Source organism: Algirhabdus cladophorae (assembly GCF_044772865.1).
GTDB classification, from domain to species: Bacteria; Pseudomonadota; Alphaproteobacteria; order Rhodobacterales; family Rhodobacteraceae; genus Algirhabdus; species Algirhabdus cladophorae.
The window spans coordinates 438,836-458,298 of sequence record NZ_CP173029.1; the positions used below are offsets into that span (position 1 = coordinate 438,836).

A 19,463-nucleotide genomic window follows, 5' to 3' on the forward strand; every position below is an offset into this window, starting at 1 on the left:
CCGAATTTCTGTGGGATGTATTTGGCCGAGACAAAGCGCTGTCGAATGTGTGTCAGAACACCGGCCCAAGTTCAGGTAACAAAATCAAAGGGCCCAATACAATTGAATTTGGCGGTTAAACTAAGAGCGACCTTAAAGCTTCACGCCATATCCGCTTGCCTTCAACATTTGATCCGCAAGCGTTGTGCCCTCTGATGCTTGGATGATGCGTATAGGCGGTTTTGATGCTGTTTAGATTCATTAGATGAGCAACAGGCCACGCGATCGACTTTCCTGCGACTAATAGACAATCAATGCCTGCGCGCTGTATCGCTTCGTTGTTAAAGATCGCGCCGCGTTGTCTTTCCAACACTGTGTTTCTAAGTCCGTATCCTGGCAAAGCGTTCAGCAAAACGACATCGCTGTATCGAAAATTGAAATGATCCAGTTCATTTCGAATATAACGTGCGGTGCCGTCGGCATTTCGGACCCCAATTTCACCAGACCCCTGCGCACCAGATCCAGCTAGCGGGCCACCGGGGTCTTGAAGCATGATGGCAAGGCGGAATGGGCCGGTGTGATATGGGGCAATTCTAGGCATGTGGTAGCCCCGAGATGTACCGTCGTTATAATACCAATCGTGAAATGCAGTCGCGGTCATGTTGTGTAACTCGCATAATCTGACGCTTCTTCATAGTATGAACTCGACAATTGCTCCGGTCTTGAGAGTTGAATCCCAAAATCAATACAGACGTATCCCGCTCCACCCCAACCCCATGTCCAAAACCCACACAAATCCGTCTGAAATTAGAATTGCTCTGGCCCTCGTTTCAGGCCACACCTCATCCCATGAAACTCCTGATCGACAACCTGCAATATGCTAACTGGTCCGAACCCATCTTTCAACAGATGAACGAAGGCGGCGTGCATGCGGTGCATGTGACCATCGCCTATCACGAAAGCTTCCGCGAGATGGTGCTGAACCTTGAGGCGTTCAATCGTTGGTTCGAACGTCTGCCGCATCTGATCTTCAAAGGCACCACTGCGGCTGACGTTTTGAAGGCGCAGAAGGAAGGTCGCACGGCGATCTTCTTTGGCTTCCAGAACCCCAGCCCGATTGAGGACGACATCGGTCTGGTTGAGATTTGCCATCAGCTTGGCATCCGCTTTATGCAACTGACCTACAACAACCAATCCCTGCTGGCGACGGGCTGTTACGAGGACGACGACACGGGCCTGACCCGTATGGGCAAACAGGTTGTGCATGAGATGAACCGCGTCGGCATGGTCGTGGATATGTCGCATTCTGCGGACCGTTCGACCCTAGAGGCGATTGACCATTCCACTCGCCCCATCGCCATCACTCACGCCAACCCCCATTGGTGGCAAGCGGCCCTGCGCAACAAAAAACATGAGGTCCTCAAAGCCCTCACTGACGCAGGTGGTATGCTGGGATTTTCGGTCTATCCGCATCACCTCAAGGATGGCACGCACTGCACATTGGACAGCTTTTGTCAGATGGTTGCAGAGGCGGCAGATCGCTACGGGGCACAAAACCTTGGGATCGGCACGGACCTCTGTCAGGACCAACCTGACAGTATCGTCGAATGGATGCGTGTGGGGCGTTGGTCCAAAACCATCGACTACGGCGAAGGTTCTGCCAGCGACGCAGGCTTCCCGCCCATGCCGAATTGGTTTCAAGATAACCGTGATTTTGGGAATATTCGCGCAGGCCTGCTCACGGCAGGCTTGTCGGATGGGCAAGTGGACGGCATTATGGGCGAAAATTGGCACCGTTTTTATCAAACATCATTTGAGCCAGCGTAAGGGCAACCATAGCTGTGAAAGACGTCATTGAAACCCCGCCGCAAAAGGCACTGCGCCCAGCATCGCACGTAATGCGATTGGCGCAATTAGGGTCGATGTTTCCCACACGGCTGTCGTTCCTGCGCAGCCTGATGCGGCGCCTGAAGGCTGAAAATGCCCAAGTCTCGCGCCCGGTATGGAACATCTGCGCAAATGGGTTTGGTCACGCGGTCTATAGTGTCGAATTGGGTGGCCATACCTATTCTTTGGTTGCGGTTAGTACCGACATTCCCGCCGATCAAAGATCGGACCGGGTGATTGCTACGGCTTGGGACGCTGCGTTTTGCCTGTTTGACGGGGTGCCAGGGCCTGATGATATTGCCCGTATTTGCAAGAACGCCCCGAAACAAGAAGCCGGTCAATTTTCCGAAAAAGAACTGGTTCTAAGCCGCGCGAATAAATCGGTGCGGTTGTTCAATGCTGTTGTGGCAGCCTTACAAAGCGGCACGGTGCCTGACGAGGCAATGATCCGAGATATCGGCTATTTGATGCGTACAACGGCGGTCTACGGCAACGGCAAATTTGGCATTGCTGACAGGGCCCTTATCCAATCGCGCCCCTGCCTTGGTGGCCCGTTTGCAGCAGAGATGCTGACGGTTTGGCTGATCCGTGGCTTTACCCATGATCTGGTGGAACACGTAGGGCAGGGTACTTTGCCCCGCCATGTCAAAGTGCATCTTGGGATTGGCAACTCAACCGGTTTGGGGATGGCGCCGTTTTTGGTGTCGCATCCGACCTTGCTGAATAATTGGATGATGGCGCGCGAAACCGCGCTGGCCCGTGTCCGCGCAATTGAGACCCTTGATGAGGCGCAGATCGAACGCATCTGGCAGTTGATCCTACGGGCCCAAGATCATATCGCCCAGTGGCGCGTGCCCGATCCGGCCCATCAAAGCCGCATCGAGGAGCTCGACAGTGATTTTGCCGAATTTTGCCTCTTCTATCTGGACCCACGCAAGCTGCGTGAACCGTTCGCATTGGACGCCGTTATGATGGCGGCTCAAACGCACTCTGCTGATCTGGAAGAGTTGGTCGCAGCCCTTTTGATCGAACCGTTTGAAGACCTCGTGGATGGGTTGACGGACTGTATGGTCGACCCGTTTGGCAGCTTTATCGATCCACGCGAAAGCTGCGGACAGTTGTGGGTCAAAATTCGCCGCGATTGGGGCTGGGCCCAAAAGATTGATTTCGACAGCCACTCGGAAACGGCTCAGTTTTGGTATGTGTCCGAGGAAAAACTGGAGCCCAGGTTGGGGTTGCGCCATTCTGAGGACGGTGCAGACTTGGAAAGCCCGCTGGACATTGCCCGTCGTGTGCAGGACTTGGCGCGTGATTTGCCCTTTGATGGGACCAGTTTGGCCGAGTTCCTGCGCGCTCATCCTCAGCACCGTTTTGCTGCGGAACGCATCCAAAACCTTGCCCGCAATCCCTACGCTGAAATCCATGACAACCTGATCGGCGAAGGCTGTCTGCCGATTGATATGCTGCGGTGTAAGTTGTCGTTCTTTGGAGCCTCCAAATTCGATCCCAAGTCGGATCGCTGGACCCGTATCACTTTGTGCCAAGGCGCGCCTTTGTTTAATGATTATGCAGAGGCCGACGATTGGTGGCTGCCTGCGTTTGAGGCATGAACTTGTCGTCAAACCAGATCGTCGCGCTGACAATCAAAGCGGCCCGTGGTGCCGGGTTTCCGTTGGCGCAGGCTGAAATGTTTGCCAGCGCCACGGCGCAACATCTGATCCAAAGCCGCGCGGTTGGTGATCTATCGCAGGCGTTGATCCATACGCCAGACAGTCCGGTTCTGGAATTTCCGTGCATGCTGGATGATCTGTGCCTCAGAAGCAGTCTGAGCCTGTCCAACATTCGCTTGCCCGACTTGTTGCGCAGTTACGCGGAAACCGCAGCATTCGAAGTCAAATGTATCCAAGCCGGCAAGACCCTGCTGTTGAAATACATGTCGGATCGCCCCAGCCTTGCCAGCCCGACGGCTCGGGTGCCGATGGACCCTGTGCTTTGGGCGCATTTGAACAAGTTGGCGGCGAAAACCTATGTCCCGGCAAGTGAGGAAAGCCGTCTCAGCGGTGCTGGTGCCGGGCTGTCCGATAACGACTAGGCTGCGTGGTTAAAGGGATCGTTTTGGTATCCGACGCTCTCCAAATACAGTCCGTGCGGTGGGCAAACTGGCCCGCAGGCGGCGCGGTTTTGCGCCCTTAAGGCTGCCCCAACGTCATCTGGTGTCCATGATCCGGCACCAACCCGTTCCAGCGTTCCAACGAAACTGCGGACTTGGTTGTGCAAAAACGATCGCGCCCGCACAGCAAAGCGAAATTCGGTACCTTGGGCGTAGGCATGTGCTGTGATGTCCAAGGCGTCCAATGTGCGCACCGGCGAATTGGCCTGACAGATCGACGAGCGAAATGTCGTGAAATCATGGCGCCCCAAAAGCTGTGCTGCCCCTGCCTTCATGGCCGCGAGGTCCAGATCGTGCCGCACATGCCAGACCAATCCTGCGTCATGGGTCACAGGCGCGCGGCGCGTCACCAAGCGAAACACATACCGACGCTCAAAGGCCGAAAACCGTGCGTGCCATTCATCCGAGACTTGCGCGCAATCAACAATGGCCACGGGCAATGGTTTCAAATGGTAATTCAAAGCCTCAGACAGACGAAAAGGTTGCCAATCGCGTTGCAAATCCACATGGGCCACTTGCCCCCAGGCATGGACCCCTGCGTCGGTCCGACCCGCAGCCGCAATCGTATGCGTTTCTGGCTCTAGCTTAGCCAAAGCGGCCTCAATCGCACCTTGCACCGATGGCTGGTCCGCTTGCCGCTGCCATCCGGCAAAGGGTGCACCGTTATAATCGACTTTGAAGGCATATCTGGGCATAGGAGGGGCATACCCAAGGGGAGGAGGCTTTGCAAACTCCCCCTTGGCATTTGGCCGTGCAGAACCCATCTTGGGGTAAATTCGTAAGGATAAAACGTTTGGTACTCAGCACTTTGGCCGATGGCCTGACCCGTTCGGTCGAGGCCGTGGGCGACACTTTGACAGCGCCTTTTCAACCAGCCTCGCTGCGGCTGGGCGTGACGGGGCTCAGCCGTGCAGGCAAGACGGTCTTTATTACGTCGCTTGTCGCCAATCTGTTGGATCGTGGGCGTATGCCCGGCCTGCAGGGGGCCGCTAACGGGGCGATCCAAGCGGCCTATTTGCAACCCCAGCCCGATGATACGGTGCCCCGTTTTGACTACGAGGCGCATCTGGGCGCGCTCACCTCTGCTGCGCCGAAATGGCCCGACAGCACGTCTTCGATCAGTCAATTGCGGGTCTCTCTAAAGGTGCAGCCAAGGGGGCTTTTGGGCGGGTTGTCAGGCCCCAAAACGGTGCATTTGGACATTGTGGATTATCCGGGTGAATGGCTGCTGGATCTTGCCTTGCTGGACAAAAGCTATAGCCAGTGGTCGGCCGAAGTGCTGGAGCGGATTGAAAATCGCGCAAGTGCTGAAGCCTTCTTACAGACCGTTCTAAACGCTGATGTCACCGCAAAAATTCAAGAACCTGCGGCACAGGCTTTGGCCCGCGCCTTTACCCAATATTTGCATCAGGCCCGCAAAGACGGGTTTTACGATTGCACGCCGGGCCGCTTTATTCTGCCCGGTGATTTGGCAGGCAGTCCGGCGCTGACCTTTGCGCCTTTGCCAAAAACCGATGCGCCGCGCCGTAGCCTTTATCGCGAGATGGAGCGCCGGTTTGAGGCCTATAAATCCCGCGTGGTCAAACCGTTCTTTCGGGACCACTTTGCCAAGATTGACAGACAAGTCGTGCTGGTTGATGCATTGGGCGCAATCCACAAAGGTCCGCAAGCTGTTGAAGATATGCGCACTGCTTTGGCGGATATCCTTGGGGCGTTTCGGCCGGGTAAAAATGCGTTTCTGAGTCAGATATTTCTGGGCAAACGCGTGGAAAAGATCCTTTTTGCGGCCACCAAAGCAGACCATTTGCATCATACCCAGCACCCGCAGCTTACGGGTATTATGCAGGCGTTGATCCGCGAGGCCCGTGATCGCGCGCAGTTTGCAGGGGCCACGACACAGGCCATGTCCATGGCGGCCTTGCGTGCCACAGTGGAACAAACGTTGGATCATGACGGCAGGTCGTTGAACTGTGTGCGGGGCACCTTGCTGAACACCGGAAAAGAAGCTGCGTTTTACCCTGGGGATCTGCCAGAGGATCCTAATCATTTGCTTGGCCCGGCCCGTGATGGGGCTGCGGCGTGGTTGGATCAGGACTATCAGGTTATGTCTTTTGCGCCCTCGGTTTTGAACCTGCAACCGGGCAATGGCCCGCCGCATATCCGCCTGGACCGGGCTGCGGAATTTCTGATCGGAGACCGCCTGACATGACCAAGCCGCCCAAGGGCCCTGTTCTGATCGATCTTGAAACAGAGCCGCATTTAGACAGCACGCCCGATACGGCACCCCCCGTGCCAGACCTCGCCGTACCCACCCCGTCGGGCCAAGCCATGCAAACAATGGCTGTTTTGGCCGCACGCAAACCGTCATCCTTGGCCAAATGGTTTTGGTCCCTGTTAGGGGCCTTGATCAGTTTCATGGTTTCACTGGCGGCCTATGATTTTGTGATTGGTCTGATCGCGCGCAACCCCATTTTGGGCTACGCGGCGCTTGGGCTAACAGGGCTTTTTGTGTTGGTTTTGCTGATCATCGCATTGCGCGAACTGGCGGCCTTTGGCCGAATCAGACGGCTGGATCATGTACAAGCCGCAGCAATCAAGGCGCAGGCTGACGGTGATTTGAACGCGGCAAAAGCGGTGATTGCCCAATTGCAGAGGCTCTATGCGGGACGCGAGGACACGCGCTGGGGGCGCGAAAAGCTGATAGAAACGCAAGGCGATGTGTTTGAGGCCGATGCGCTATTGCAGCTGGCAGAATTGCATCTTTTGGGGCCACTGGATGCTGCTGCCATGAAAGAGGTTGAAGCCGCCGCACGTCAAGTGGCCACAGTCACTGCAATTGTGCCCTTGGCTTTTGCAGATGTGGTCGCTGCCCTGACGTCGAATGTTCGGATGATCCGCCGCATCGCCGAGATTTACGGCGGTCGCAGTGGCGCGCTGGGCAGTTGGCGTTTGACCCGTACGGTGCTGACCCATTTGGTGGCCACGGGCGCTGTGGCTGTGACAGATGATCTGATCGGCACCCTTGCGGGGGGCGGTGTTTTGGCCAAGGTCAGTCGTCGTTTTGGCGAAGGCTTGGTCAACGGGGCACTGACTGCCCGTGTCGGTGTTGCAGCCTTGGAAGTCTGCCGCCCTCTGCCGTTTACCAGTCAAACCCGGCCTAACATTGCAGGCATCGTCAAACGTGCACTAACCGGGTTATTTGGCTTTTAACTCAGGTCAGTAGACGTCGCGCTGATAGCGACCTGCTTTGCCCAGTCCGGCCACATATTGCTTGGCGGCATCCGCATCCATACCACCAAATTCTGCGACGACCTCGCAAATGGTCTGGTCGACATCAGCGGCCATACGGGTCGCATCACCGCACACATAGATCGCAGCGCCTTTGGACAGCCAGTCGTAAAACACAGCCCCGTCTTTGCGGATCAGATCCTGCACATAGACCTTTTCCGCCCCATCGCGCGACCACGCCAGTGAGGTTTTGGTCAAAACGCCCGAGGAGGCCCAATCTTCTAATTCAGTACGGTACAAAAAGTCTGTTTTTTGATGCTGGTCCCCGAAAAAGAGCCAATTTTCACCCTTTGATTGTTGTGCAGCGCGTTCTTCAAGGAAGGCCCGAAATGGTGCAATACCTGTGCCGGGGCCGATCATGATCACTGGCGTTGCTTCATCTGCGGGTAAATGGAAATGCGCCGACTTTTGAATGTAGACGCCGACCTGACCACCGGGCTGCAAGCGCTGCCCAAGGTAGGTCGAGGCAACACCTTTGCGCGCTGTGCGCAGATCATAGTGGACTTCGCCCACGGTCAGATGCACCTCGCCGGGGTGTGCTTTGGGGCTGGAAGCGATGGAATAGAGACGGGGCTGTAAAGGACGCAGCCCATCGACAAAGGCCTGTGGGTCCAGATTGAGGTCGCCCAATTCGATCAGGTCAATGATCTGACTGTTCTCATCAGGTTTCTCGATATCCCACAATTCAAGTGTGGAGGGCGTGACCGTGGTTAAATCCAATCGGTTCAAAAGCGCTGCGCGCAGCGACGTAGGTGTGTCTTTCAGCATCACGGCCTCGGACCCGTTAAATCCGCCTGCGGCCAGCAATTCGGACACTTCAAGGGGGCAATTGGTGGGCCACAGACCCAAGGCGTCGCCCACTTGATACTCCAGATCTTCACCTCCGCCGGCAAGACTGATTTCAATGTGATTAACCGTTTTGGCGGAACCCTCGCCACTCAGTTTGTCCACCTTCATCAAGGTGCCTGCAAAGGGGCGATTTTTGTCGAACATTGGGCCTGCGGCCTCGGGTTCCGGGGCGCTGCTGGCACCGGCTGCGGCGATAAAGGCCCCTGTCTCGAAAACCCCGGTTTTCCACGCAGCATAGGCGTCTTCATAGGCCACGTCACAGGCCACCATATCCAAAACGCGCGTGGCACCCAATTCCGCCAAGCGTGCATCCAGATCGCGGGCGGCTTGGTTGAATTCGGCGTAGCTGGTGTCGCCCAAACCGCAGACAGCAAAATTCAGGCTGGCGGGTAAGGCAGGTGCATCAGGGCCCATCAAGGCTGCATGAAATTGAACCGCGTTGTCTGCAGGCTCGCCTTCGCCAAAGGTAGCGGCGATTATGGTCATATGTTCGATACCGGCCAATTGCGCCGGATCAAAGTCATCCAAGGCGCTGATTTTTGCGTCAAACCCCTTGGTTTTGGCGTATTTACGCAAGTCTTTGGAAAGGCTTTCGCAGGTGCCGGATTGCGATCCGTACAGAATCGTCATCTCGGTCGCGGGGGCCTCATCAGCGCCGCCAGTGGCGTTGGCGGCGGCAGCCATGGCTTGCAACCCGGACAACAGTCCGTTCAACCAATTGCGCTGGTCGCGATCAAATGGCGCGTCCTCGGCAATCAGACCTTGGGTGCGGGTGGCTTCGGTTCGGCCGATGGCATCGGCAAGGGCAGTGGTGATCTGACGGTCTTGCTTGGTCATGGTGATCTCCGTTTAGGCAGGAAGCTGAATAAGGGACGGCAGCGCATCATCGGGAATGCGCCGGGCAAAAGAGAGAAAGGTTTCGGTGCCTTCGCGATCCGACAGGTACCGCGCCACCAGCGTTTCCAATACCTCGCAAACGTCTCGCGCGGCCACGGGGCCGCACAGCGGGCGGGCGATCCCGCGATCGCTGTCATTCCCGCCGCCCAAAACGATGTGATAGCCTTCGCTGCCATCGGGGGCTGCAGTGCCCATCAGGCCGATGTCGCCAATGTAATGCTGGGCGCAGGAATTGGGGCACCCTGTGAGGTGGATGTTGATCGGACTATCGAGGCTAAACTTGCTTTCCAGATGCCGCACAATCGATGTGGCGTCTTGTTTGGTATAGGCCAGCGCCAGTTTGCAGCCCGCCTTGCCGGTACAGGCCACAGCCCCTGCCGCAAAGGACGTGGCGCTATGGCCCAATCCCACCTCGGCCAAACTGGCCGTGACTGCATCCACATCTGCATCGGCGATGTGAGGGATCAGTGTGTTTTGCCATACGGTAAAGCGTACATCGTTTTGGCCGTAGTGTTGGGCCAGCTCGCCTATGCGGGTCATCTGTTGAACAGATAAATAGCCCACTTCCTGGGCCAAACCGACATAGTTCATCGCCTCGCCTGCCTGAGGGTGGACGCCGATGTGACCCGTGCGATCAATCGGTAAGCGCGGGGCGTCATGGACGTCGCCTTGGTGGATCAGTTCAACATCTGGGGCCAGATCTGCCAGTGCTTCTTTGGTGCGTTCGATAAACCAGTCAAAGCCTTCGCGGTCCAACAGGTATTTCAACCGTGCACGTTTGCGGTTGGTGCGATCCCCGTGTTCGACAAATACCCGCAACATCGCATGACCAATATTCACCGTGTCTTTGGGGTGGCATAGTACACCTGTGTCGCGGGCAAAATCCTTGTGCCCGGTGATGCCGCCCAACAAAATTCGGCAGTAAATGCCGGGGTCCACGCCATCGGTGACTTCTGCGGCCTGAAACGAGATATCGTTGGTGTCGCTGACGCAGGACAATATTCCGCCATTGTCGAACGAAATGTTGAATTTGCGTGGAATTGCCTGCAACTCCCGCGTGGCTTGGATCCGTTGGCCCAGTCGAACAGCGTAGGGAAGAAGGTTGATCAGTTCCTGCCGGTCGAACCCAGCAGTGGGTGAGGCCGTTAGATTGCGCGCGCTGTCCGCACCAGTGCCGTGGCACGAAAGACCCACGTCGCGCAGCGCGAAAAACACGTTCAGCACGTCTTTTGCCGCGATCTCGCGCAGTTGCAGATTGCCGCGCGTTGTCACATGGGCATAGCCGCCCGCATAGGTCTGGGCGATTTGGGCCAAGGCGACCAGTTGATCCCCGCGCATCAAACAGCCGGGCAGGCGCATACGGATCATATAGCCGGGGCTATTTGGTTCAACGTTGAAAAAGCCCAGATGCCGCAGCATGAACTGGTCAAGGCCCGTGGCCATCTCACCTGCGTCGGTCCAGGCTTCAAGCTTGGCCCACATATCCAGCGGATGCAGTTCCAGCTTGGCTATTTCTTCTTTACACAGCTCATCAATCGGCGTGCCATGGACATGGGCCGCCTCAGGTGCTGTATCGCCGCTCGAACCGGCAAAGAGACGTTCGAGACCCAGCTTGCCCAAGGCCTCGACCAGATAGGCCTGTTGTTCAGAAGAAAAACCGGATCCTTGCGACATGTTTATTGTGTCCTTTCGGCAAATGGCGGCGTCTGCCTAAACGGGCAGGGCCCACAACAGGGAGGAAGTGTTTGTGTGTCGCCATCGTTGCCGAAAACACGAAAGGTCATTGTAGCCACGTTGCCATCAATGCAGCGGTGCAGGTTGCCCGACACGCTTGCACTCCAACAGGCCAATCCGAGGCAAAAGTGTCAAGGTGGATGCTGCTGTGCAGCAAAGTCTGTGCAAGGTAAAACATCGATCTGTGAATTTTTGTGCAAACAGCCCCCGCTTCCCTTTGGGTTTCGGCCAATAATTGGGCGTTTGGCAAACTTGACTGAGAATCGGTCTGCAGCGGGGTAACCCCCAAAAGGCGCATGTCGCGCAGGCTGCCGTGCACCCCCTAGACCACGCCCTTTCAACGCCCTATAAGCAGCCGCATGACGGGTTATTCGGTTCAAATTATTCGAATTATATCCCCGGCGCTCTGCTAATCCAGAGCCGCCGGGCCAATGGCGTTGAGACCCTCGCGCCGCCCATTAACCCTTGCCGAAATTCCAAGTATAGGACGCCACAAAATGAGCGACCAGACACCCGACTACAAAGCCACGCTGAACCTGCCCAAAACCGACTTCCCCATGCGCGCAGGCCTGCCCAAACGTGAACCGGATTGGCTGGCCAAATGGGCCCGCATCGATGTTTATGGCCAGCTGCGCACCAAGGCAAAAAATGAGCCACGTCAAAGCTTTACCCTGCATGACGGCCCGCCCTACGCCAACGGCAACCTACATATCGGCCACGCGTTGAACAAGATTCTCAAGGATATGGTCGTGCGCAGCCAGCAGATGATGGGCAAAGACGCCCGCTACATCCCCGGATGGGATTGCCACGGCCTGCCAATCGAATGGAAGATCGAAGAAAAATACCGCCAAAAAGGCCAAGACAAAGACGCCATCGATGTGGTCGAATTCCGCAACGAATGTCGCGAGTTTGCGCAAAAGTGGGTTCATATCCAGCGCGATGAATTCAAACGTCTGGGCATCACTGGCAATTGGGACGAGCCCTATCTGACGATGAACTTCCACGCCGAACGCGTCATCGCCGAAGAATTCCAAAAATTCCTGATGACAGGCACTTTGTACCAAGGGTCCAAGCCAGTGATGTGGTCGCCCGTGGAAAAGACTGCTCTGGCCGAGGCCGAGATCGAATACCACGATCACAAGTCCCACACGATCTGGGTGCCGTTCAAATTTCGCACAGCCCCCGACGCGATCAAGGACGCCCGTGTTGTGATCTGGACCACGACCCCTTGGACGATCCCGTCGAACAAGGCTGTGGCCTATAACCCCAAAATCTCCTACGGGCTCTACCGTGTTGAGACGACCGAGGATGAAAGCTGGACCGCCGCCGGTGATCTTTACATCTTGGCCGACACGCTGGCTGAAGAAACGCTGACCAAAGCCCGCGCCACGTCCTTCACGCGCGTGGAAGATGTGACCGCAGATATGATGGCTGACGCAGTGTGCGAACACCCCTTGGCGCAGATGGATGATTTTTGGTCCTACGATGTGCCGATGATCGATGGGGATCATGTCACGGATGATGCAGGCACGGGTTTTGTCCACACCGCTCCGTCCCACGGCGCCGACGACTACGATTGCTTCGTCAAACGCAACTGGATTGACCGGATGACCTACAACGTGGGCGAGGCCTCGGAATTCCTCGATCACGTCCCGTTCTTTGCAGGGCTGCAAGTGTTTGATCGCAAAGGTAAAGAAGGCAAAGCCAACAGCGCCGTGATCGCCAAATTGGTCGAGGCAGGCGGCATCATAGCCCGTGGCCAAGTCAAGCACAGTTACCCCCATTCGTGGCGCTCCAAAGCGCCGGTGATCTTCCGCAACACACCACAATGGTTTGCAGCCATCGACAAGGCCGTAGGCGACGGGCAGGACACTTATGGGACCACGATCCGCGAACGGGCGCTGCGCAGCATCGATGAGTTGGTCACTTGGACACCGCAGACGGGGCGCAACCGCCTCTATTCCATGATCGAAGCGCGGCCTGACTGGGTGCTGTCACGTCAACGGGCATGGGGCGTTCCATTGACCTGTTTCACCAAAGTTGGCGCACAACATGACGATGCTGATTTCTTGCTACGCAATGAAGAGGTGAACGCCCGTATTCTGGAGGCTTTCGAGGCCGAAGGGGCCGATGCGTGGTACAAAGACGGGGCCAAAGAACGGTTCTTGGGCGGTATTGTGAACCCTGATGACTATGAGCAAGTTATGGATATCTTGGATGTGTGGTTCGACAGCGGATCAACCCACGCGTTCACTCTGCGCGACCGCGAAGATGGCAGCGACGATGGGTTGGCTGATTTGTATCTAGAAGGCACCGACCAACACCGCGGTTGGTTCCATTCGTCGATGTTGCAGGCCTGTGGAACCAAAGGGCACGCGCCCTATCGCGGGGTTCTGACCCATGGGTTTACGCTGGATGAAAAGGGCATGAAGATGTCCAAATCCATCGGCAACACCATCGCGCCGGATCAAGTGATCAAGCAATACGGTGCGGATATTCTGCGCCTTTGGGTGGCCCAATCGGACTACACGGCTGACCTGCGGATCGGACAGGAGATCCTCAAAGGTGTGGCTGATAGCTACCGCCGTTTGCGCAACACGATGCGCTTTATGTTGGGCTCCTTGGCTGATTTCACCGAAAGCGACCGGATGGATCCCGCCGACATGCCCGAACTGGAACGCTGGGTGCTGCACCGTCTGGCCGAATTGGATGTAACTGTCCGAGAAGGCTACACAAAATACGATTTCCAAGGTGTCTTCCAAGCGGTCTTTAACTTCGCCACCATCGATCTATCCGCCTTCTATTTCGACATTCGCAAGGACGCTTTATATTGCGATGGCGATACCGAACGCCGCCGCGCGGCACGCACAGTTCTGGACATCCTTTACACCCGTCTGACCACGTGGTTGGCCCCTGTTTTGGTCTTCACGATGGAAGAGGTTTGGCTGGAACGAAACGCGGGCGAGGCAAGCTCGGTCCACCTCACTGACATCCCCGAAACGCCCTCTGCGTGGCTGGATGAAGACTTGGCCGCAAAATGGGCCAAAGTGCGCGATGTGCGCCGCGTCGTGACTGGCGCGTTGGAGGTCGAGCGCCGGGAAAAAACCATTGGCGCATCACTGGAAGCGGCACCAATGGTGCATGTGGATCAAGCGACCGCAGATGTTTTGGCAACTGTGCCATTCGACGATATCTGCATTACATCCGACATCAAAGTGTCCACGCAAGAGGCCCCTGCGGATGCGTTCACTCTTGATGGATCAGACGCCGCGAAAGTGGTCTTTGCCAAAGCGGACGGCGAAAAATGCCAACGCTGTTGGAAGGTTCTGCCTGATGTGGGAACTCATAGCCACGACGGTGTTTGTGGTCGCTGTAACAGCGCCTTGGGTTAAGCCATTGATGCGAGGGGGCTTTGCCTTGCCTCCTCGCCTCACACCCCTATAGTCGCCCCGATGACTACGGGGGACAGCTATGTTTTTGGGATGTATTGGGGACGATTTCACAGGCTCCAGCGATTTGGCAAACACATTGGCCAAAGGTGGGATGCGCGTGGTGCAATATTCCGGCGTGCCCTCGACGGATGCTGATGCCAGCGTGGAAGCGGGGGTTGTGGCTCTCAAATCCCGTTCCATAGATCCGGCCGATGCTGTGGCGCAATCATTGGCGGCCTTAGAGTGGTTGCAGGCCCAGGGGTGCACGCAGTTTTTCTTCAAATACTGCTCGACATTCGACAGCACCGCTGAGGGCAATATCGGCCCCGTGGCCGAAGCGCTGGCGCAGCGTTTGGGCTCAAAAAAGGTCATCGTATGCCCTGCGTTTCCCGGTACGGGGCGGTCGATTTATATGGGCCATTTGTTTGTGAATGATGTGCTGCTCAGCGAAAGTGGAATGCAAAATCATCCGCTGACACCCATGGTTGATGCAGATATCCGGCGCTGGCTGCGCCCGCAGACCAAGCTGGGGGTCGGTCACGTGGCAGCGCAAGAGGTTTTGCAGGGATCGGGCGCCATCAAAGCGGGCTTGGCCCGCGAGGACGCCGCAGGAAACAGCTTGATTGTTGTAGATGCTATGGCCGATCCGGATCTGCTGGAGATTGGCAAAGCCGTGGCAGATTTGCCTTTGATTACAGGAGGATCTGGGGTTGCCCTTGGCCTGCCGGCGAACTTTGCAGCCTCGGGCGCGATCAGTGGCGAGGGTGCCACATGGCGCGGGCAGGCAGGCAAATGTGTCGCGATGTCAGGCTCGTGTTCTGTGGCAACACGGGGGCAAGTAGCCCTGCATGCAAAGACGAACCCCGTTTTTGAGATCGTCGCAGAGGAGGTCATCGAAGGCCGCTTGACCGCGCAAATGGTATGCGATTGGGCGATGGCGCAGGATGGCATTCCCTTGGCCTACAGTTCCGCCGATCCAGAGGTGGTCAAGGACGTGCAGGCCAAATTTGGATTGGAAAACGCAGCAGGTGCAATCGAGGGATTTTTTGCCGATCTGACTGGCGCCTTGGTGGCTGCGGGGGTTGAAAGATTACTCCCTGCAGGGGGGGAAACATCGGGCGCTGTGGTCGAGGCGCTTGGCCTTACGCAATTGGAAATAGGACCGGAGATTGATCCCGGCGTCCCCGCCCTGAGGGCGGGTTCAGATCTGGTCTTGGCTTTGAAATCGGGTAACTTTGGTGCACCGGATTACTTTGCAAAGGCTGCTGAAATCTTGGGGCAGAACCCATGACGGAGACGGCGCTGAGAGAACAGATTTGCCTGCTGGCAAAATCGATGTTCGACCGCGGCCTCACCGGTGGCAGCACTGGAAATATCAGCGCCCGAACCGAGGATGGTGGTTTATTGGTCTCACCCACTGGGACCAGTTTCGGGCGGCTTGATCCAGCGCGTTTGTCGCGTTTTGATGCCAAAGGTAGGCTGATAGGCGGGGACAAACCGACGAAAGAAATGCCTCTACATGCGGCGTTTTATGACACACGCAGCACGGCTGGCGCCGTGGTGCATTTGCACAGCTGTCATTCTGTCGCGTGGTCGATGATGCCCGACGCGGATGAGGATAACTTTTTGCCGCCGATGACGCCCTATGCGATCATGAAGCTGGGCAAAGTTAAATTGCTGCCGTTCTTTTTGCCCGGTGATCCGGCCATGGGCGAGGCGGTGCGCGGTCTGGCTGGCAAACGCAGCGCTGTGATGTTGGCCAATCATGGCCCGGTGGTGGCAGGCAAAGACGTTGAGGCCGCCTGCAACGCCATCGAGGAATTGGAAGACACAGCGCGGCTTGCTATGATGATGCGTGGCGTTGATGCACGAATGCTCACGGCCGAGCACATCAACGGGCTTGTGTCTAAATTTGATGTAGAATGGGATAATTGATGCGATTTTCTGCCAATTTAGGATTTTTGTGGACAGATCGCACCTTACCAGAAGCGGTCCACGCTGCGCATGCTGCAGGCTTTGATGCGGTTGAATGTCATTGGCCCTATGCCACGCCAGCGCGTTTGGTCAAGGCCGCTTTGACTGAAACTGGTTTACCGATGCTCGGTTTGAATACGGATCGCGGCGATGTGGCGGGCGGCGAAAACGGGTTGTCTGCGTTGGTTGGGCGCGAAGCTGAGGCGCGCGCGGCAATAGACCAAGCGGTTGAATATGCCGTGGCTTTAGGAACCCGAAACATCCATGTTATGGCGGGGTTTGCCTCGGGTCAGTCGGCCCATGATACGTTTGTAGAAAACCTGCGCTACGCGACAACCGAGGCAGAGCTACACGGCATCACCATTTTGATCGAGCCGCTTAATCACTACGATGCACCGGGGTATTTCCTGCAAACGACCACGCAGGCCCGCGCGATCATCCACGAAGTGGGCGTGGGCAATCTCAAGCTGATGTTTGATTGTTATCATGTGCAATTGATGGAAGGCGATCTGAGCCACCGATTAACAGATCTACAGCCGCTCATTGGACATATTCAATTCGCCAGTGTACCTGACCGCGCTGCCCCGGATCACGGGGAAGTGGCGTATGGGCATATTTTCCAGCACATCCATGACATGGGTTATGACGCACCGCTTGGGGCGGAATACAAACCTGTTGGTGATACTAACGACAGCCTCGGTTGGATGAACACTCTAGGCTGAGCTGCGATCAAAAAGCACTGGAAACCAGTCATGGCGCAGCTTTTGCCCTTCGGTCATGTTGTGATCGGGAAAGGGTGGCGATGTAGGGCCGGGGCGCCGGGTATAGCGTGCGTCATCCCCCACCAAACGTAGCGAAAACGCCCGTCTGCGTTGGGTCGTTTCATTGCCACGTGCACCATGCAAGATGTTGTAATTAAACGCGACTGCATCGCCTGGCCGCATGGGCCATTCACGAATATCCATGCCTTCGGCATCGGGATCCGGCACAGGCATATAGCTGTCTTGATCTGGGTAAAAATCTGTCTCTGATAACCAGCGGGTCGGCAAAACCGGCTTGGGCCAGTTGTGGGAACCAGCCACACAACGCAGGGAAGCCTCCGTGACTGGATCGACAGGCACCCAAAAGCTGACGGTTTGCTGGCCTTTAACGAAATAATAAGGTCCGTCGGAATGCCACGGGGTGGGTTTACTGGTGCCCGGCTCTTTGACCAACACATGGTCGTGGAACAGTTGCGTGGTCTGGGATCTCATCAGATCGGCGGCAACTTCTGCGGCAGGGCTAGTGCGAATAACCGTCTCAAATTCCGAAATGCGGTTCCAGTTGCAATAATCGTCAAAGAACCTGCCAGTCTCGTGTTTATGCAGGTTTTCAGCGGCATAAGGACCGGGATTGCTGATGTTTGCTTCAATGCCCGCCCGCAAAGCCGCCACATGATCCGCAAACAAACCTTTGATCAAGACAACGCCGTCTGTTTGGAAGGCTTTGATTTGCTCTGTGGTCACAAGCGGATGCAGCATGGACTTGGCCTTTCAAAGAGTGTCTTAGCTGTCGGAGGGGGTTGTTTCGTCGTCGATATAGCTGCCCGTGGCCTGTCCGCGATACTTTTGCGTCCATTCCAATGGCACTTCAGAGCCATCATACATAAACGGCAACACCCCGCGTTTTAGGGATTTGCCGCGGGTTGTTTCGATATCGCTGTTTGATTTGGTGATGCGTTGTGAACATCGCAGGGCCCATTCGTGCAAATAGTCGTAGAGACGCTGAATTTCCGCCGCGTGGTCATCGCCTTTGGCGAGGTCATGAAATTCCTCAGGATCTGTGTGCAGATCAAATAGCATGGGGCGAAAGCCGCCTTCGGCATGCATCAGCTTATAGCGACCGTCAAAAACCATAAACAGACGACAATCCTTGGGATGCAGGCCCAGTTTGGTAGCCTGCGGGTTGGACGAGTAATCAAATTCCGAGATCGCATAGGATCGCCAGTCGGGTGTTTGACCGTGTAGCCACGGGATCAAAGATCGCCCTTCTAGGATATGATCGGGAACCTCACCACCAGCGGCTTCGACAAATGTCGGGGCCAGATCGATGGATTCCACCAAAGCATCACAGGTTGTACCCCGGGCGACATCGGCTTGGGGACGGGGATCATAAATGATCATCGGAACTTTAACAGATTGGGCGTGGAACAGATCCTTTTCACCCAACCAATGATCCCCCAAATAATCGCCGTGATCCGAGGTCAGAACGATCATGGTGTTTTGCATTTGATCGGTCTGTTCCAAGTGATCCAGCAAAACGCCCAACTGATCATCGCACTGTTTGATCAGCCCCATATAGGCGGGAATAACTTTTTGCCGCACTTCGTCGCGTTGAAAGGCGTGGGCAATTTTGTTGCCCATGTAGGCCTCGTAAACCGGGTGGGGGTTTGCCTGCTCTGCCTCGTGACGCGTTGCGGCAGGAACGTGATTGGTGCTGTACATATTGTGATAGGGCGCAGGCACAATATAGGGCCAATGCGGTTTGATAAAGCTGACATGGGCGCACCACGGATTGGTCGCTTGGTCGATGAATTCGATGGTTTTACGGGTCAGCCAAGGCGTTTCGCTGTCGCGTTCTTTGATGTTGGCAGGTTTATCGGCATTGGCAAACATCCAGCCCGAGGCGATATCCATGTCCTCTTCGACCCCAGCATTTGCGAAGGTAGCCCATGGGTTTTCGGCCTCATAGCCTTGGGATTTTAGGTATTCGTTATAGGGCGAGCGTTTTTCGTCGTAGAATCCGTCGGGCCCTTGCGCCCATAGGCCATCATCGCGGATCCAGGCGTCAAAACCACATTCGGCCTGCCGCGCGCCAATGGTGTTATCGGGCGTCAGCCCCAAGCGTTCCATGCCAGCCACATCGGCCTTCATGTGGGTTTTTCCGATCAGCCAACACTCCATTCCGCAATTGCGCAGATGATCGCCCATTGTGTGTTCGCCAACGCGCAGCGGGAAGTTGTTCCACGCAGCCCCGTGCGACGAAACATAGCGCCCTGTATAAAAGCTCATCCGGCTGGCACCACAGATCGGCGCTTGCACATAGGCCTCGGTAAAGCGGACCCCCATTTCAGCCACACGGTCAAAATTGGGCGTGTGCAAATGGGGATGCCCTGCACAGCTGAGATAATCAAAGCGCAGCTGATCATACATGATGAAAAGGATGTTCATCCTGCGGGTCCCCCTTGGTTTTTGGCAGCGGTTGGTGCGGCTGGC

At 56.2% G+C, this 19,463-nt stretch carries 15 protein-coding genes; 9 read left to right on the forward strand and 6 right to left on the reverse strand.

What is annotated here, in order from left to right; all coding sequences use genetic code 11:
* Positions 1-115: 115 nt before the first annotated feature.
* The gene (locus tag ACIRQ6_RS02125) at positions 116-640 is read right to left on the reverse strand and encodes a hypothetical protein (protein ID WP_420862487.1); all 525 of its coding nucleotides are present in this window, start codon (positions 638-640) and stop codon (positions 116-118) included.
* A gap of 188 nt (positions 641-828) precedes the next feature.
* On the opposite strand from ACIRQ6_RS02125, the gene ACIRQ6_RS02130 reads away from it, so the two are divergent.
* Genes ACIRQ6_RS02130 through ACIRQ6_RS02140 form a run of 3 tightly spaced genes read left to right on the forward strand, consistent with a single transcriptional unit; the run spans position 829 to position 3,958 of the window.
* On the forward strand, positions 829-1,806 hold the full coding sequence (locus ACIRQ6_RS02130; RefSeq protein WP_420862488.1) for a membrane dipeptidase: 978 nt from the start codon (positions 829-831) through the stop codon (positions 1,804-1,806).
* Between the two features lie 14 nt (positions 1,807-1,820).
* The gene (locus tag ACIRQ6_RS02135; RefSeq protein WP_420862489.1) at positions 1,821-3,476 is read left to right on the forward strand and encodes a hypothetical protein; all 1,656 of its coding nucleotides are present in this window, start codon (positions 1,821-1,823) and stop codon (positions 3,474-3,476) included.
* Positions 3,473-3,958, forward strand: a complete 486-nt coding sequence (locus ACIRQ6_RS02140; protein ID WP_420862490.1) for a hypothetical protein — start codon at positions 3,473-3,475, stop codon at positions 3,956-3,958. The genes ACIRQ6_RS02135 and ACIRQ6_RS02140 overlap by 4 nt, the downstream gene beginning before the upstream one ends.
* Here ACIRQ6_RS02140 and truA read toward each other — a convergent pair.
* A complete protein-coding gene (gene truA / locus ACIRQ6_RS02145; protein ID WP_420862491.1) occupies positions 3,955-4,731 on the reverse strand; it encodes a tRNA pseudouridine(38-40) synthase TruA in 777 nt (258 codons plus the stop codon). The two genes, ACIRQ6_RS02140 and truA, sit on opposite strands and share 4 nt — an antisense overlap.
* Before the next feature lie 98 nt (positions 4,732-4,829).
* Between truA and ACIRQ6_RS02150 the strand changes: the two genes are divergently transcribed.
* Together ACIRQ6_RS02150 and ACIRQ6_RS02155 are read left to right on the forward strand one after the other, a co-directional pair.
* The gene (locus ACIRQ6_RS02150; RefSeq protein ID WP_420863836.1) at positions 4,830-6,245 is read left to right on the forward strand and encodes a YcjX family protein; all 1,416 of its coding nucleotides are present in this window, start codon (positions 4,830-4,832) and stop codon (positions 6,243-6,245) included.
* Positions 6,242-7,246 (forward strand): YcjF family protein, encoded by a 1,005-nt coding sequence (locus ACIRQ6_RS02155; protein WP_420862492.1) that lies wholly within the window; start codon positions 6,242-6,244, stop codon positions 7,244-7,246. Before ACIRQ6_RS02150 ends, ACIRQ6_RS02155 begins: the two co-directional genes overlap by 4 nt.
* Before the next feature lie 6 nt (positions 7,247-7,252).
* Here the strand turns inward: ACIRQ6_RS02155 and ACIRQ6_RS02160 are convergent, their stop codons facing one another.
* On the reverse strand, positions 7,253-9,010 hold the full coding sequence (locus ACIRQ6_RS02160; protein WP_420862493.1) for a diflavin oxidoreductase: 1,758 nt from the start codon (positions 9,008-9,010) through the stop codon (positions 7,253-7,255).
* A 12-nt stretch (positions 9,011-9,022) separates the two neighbouring features.
* Positions 9,023-10,744 carry a NirA family protein gene (locus ACIRQ6_RS02165; protein WP_420862494.1) on the reverse strand — a complete coding sequence of 574 codons (1,722 nt, stop codon included), beginning with the start codon at positions 10,742-10,744 and terminating at the stop codon, positions 9,023-9,025.
* 557 nt (positions 10,745-11,301) lie between these two features.
* Here ACIRQ6_RS02165 and ileS point away from each other — a divergent pair.
* The 4 genes from ileS to ACIRQ6_RS02185 all read left to right on the forward strand — a co-directional run bounded on the left by ileS (position 11,302) and on the right by ACIRQ6_RS02185 (position 16,931).
* A complete protein-coding gene (gene ileS, locus ACIRQ6_RS02170; RefSeq protein WP_420862495.1) occupies positions 11,302-14,196 on the forward strand; it encodes an isoleucine--tRNA ligase in 2,895 nt (964 codons plus the stop codon).
* 79 nt (positions 14,197-14,275) lie between these two features.
* The gene (gene otnK / locus ACIRQ6_RS02175; RefSeq protein WP_420862496.1) at positions 14,276-15,526 is read left to right on the forward strand and encodes a 3-oxo-tetronate kinase; all 1,251 of its coding nucleotides are present in this window, start codon (positions 14,276-14,278) and stop codon (positions 15,524-15,526) included.
* Complete coding sequence (locus ACIRQ6_RS02180; protein ID WP_420862497.1) at positions 15,523-16,170, forward strand: aldolase; 648 nt, start codon at positions 15,523-15,525, stop codon at positions 16,168-16,170. The genes otnK and ACIRQ6_RS02180 overlap by 4 nt, the downstream gene beginning before the upstream one ends.
* Positions 16,170-16,931 carry a hydroxypyruvate isomerase family protein gene (locus ACIRQ6_RS02185; protein WP_420862498.1) on the forward strand — a complete coding sequence of 254 codons (762 nt, stop codon included), beginning with the start codon at positions 16,170-16,172 and terminating at the stop codon, positions 16,929-16,931. The genes ACIRQ6_RS02180 and ACIRQ6_RS02185 overlap by 1 nt, the downstream gene beginning before the upstream one ends.
* Here ACIRQ6_RS02185 and ACIRQ6_RS02190 read toward each other — a convergent pair.
* Entirely contained in the window at positions 16,923-17,729 is an 807-nt protein-coding gene (locus tag ACIRQ6_RS02190) for a phytanoyl-CoA dioxygenase family protein (protein WP_420862499.1), read from the reverse strand. The two genes, ACIRQ6_RS02185 and ACIRQ6_RS02190, sit on opposite strands and share 9 nt — an antisense overlap.
* A gap of 24 nt (positions 17,730-17,753) precedes the next feature.
* Positions 17,754-19,418 (reverse strand): sulfatase-like hydrolase/transferase, encoded by a 1,665-nt coding sequence (locus ACIRQ6_RS02195; protein ID WP_420862500.1) that lies wholly within the window; start codon positions 19,416-19,418, stop codon positions 17,754-17,756.
* Positions 19,419-19,463 lie beyond the last annotated feature (45 nt).

Bases quoted from the DNA above. Each gene is read 5' to 3' on its own strand.
- ACIRQ6_RS02155 (WP_420862492.1), top strand. From the start codon at position 6,242: ATGACCAAGCCGCCCAAGGGCCCTGTTCTGATCGATCTTGAAACAGAG.
- ACIRQ6_RS02185 (WP_420862498.1), top strand. From the start codon at position 16,170: ATGCGATTTTCTGCCAATTTAGGATTTTTGTGGACAGATCGCACCTTA.
- ACIRQ6_RS02165 (WP_420862494.1), bottom strand. From the start codon at position 10,744: ATGTCGCAAGGATCCGGTTTTTCTTCTGAACAACAGGCCTATCTGGTC.
- truA (WP_420862491.1), bottom strand. From the start codon at position 4,731: ATGCCCAGATATGCCTTCAAAGTCGATTATAACGGTGCACCCTTTGCC.
- otnK (WP_420862496.1), top strand. From the start codon at position 14,276: ATGTTTTTGGGATGTATTGGGGACGATTTCACAGGCTCCAGCGATTTG.
- ACIRQ6_RS02160 (WP_420862493.1), bottom strand. From the start codon at position 9,010: ATGACCAAGCAAGACCGTCAGATCACCACTGCCCTTGCCGATGCCATC.
- ACIRQ6_RS02180 (WP_420862497.1), top strand. From the start codon at position 15,523: ATGACGGAGACGGCGCTGAGAGAACAGATTTGCCTGCTGGCAAAATCG.
- ACIRQ6_RS02140 (WP_420862490.1), top strand. From the start codon at position 3,473: ATGAACTTGTCGTCAAACCAGATCGTCGCGCTGACAATCAAAGCGGCC.
- ileS (WP_420862495.1), top strand. From the start codon at position 11,302: ATGAGCGACCAGACACCCGACTACAAAGCCACGCTGAACCTGCCCAAA.
- ACIRQ6_RS02195 (WP_420862500.1), bottom strand. From the start codon at position 19,418: ATGAACATCCTTTTCATCATGTATGATCAGCTGCGCTTTGATTATCTC.
- ACIRQ6_RS02125 (WP_420862487.1), bottom strand. From the start codon at position 640: ATGACCGCGACTGCATTTCACGATTGGTATTATAACGACGGTACATCT.
- ACIRQ6_RS02130 (WP_420862488.1), top strand. From the start codon at position 829: ATGAAACTCCTGATCGACAACCTGCAATATGCTAACTGGTCCGAACCC.
- ACIRQ6_RS02190 (WP_420862499.1), bottom strand. From the start codon at position 17,729: ATGCTGCATCCGCTTGTGACCACAGAGCAAATCAAAGCCTTCCAAACA.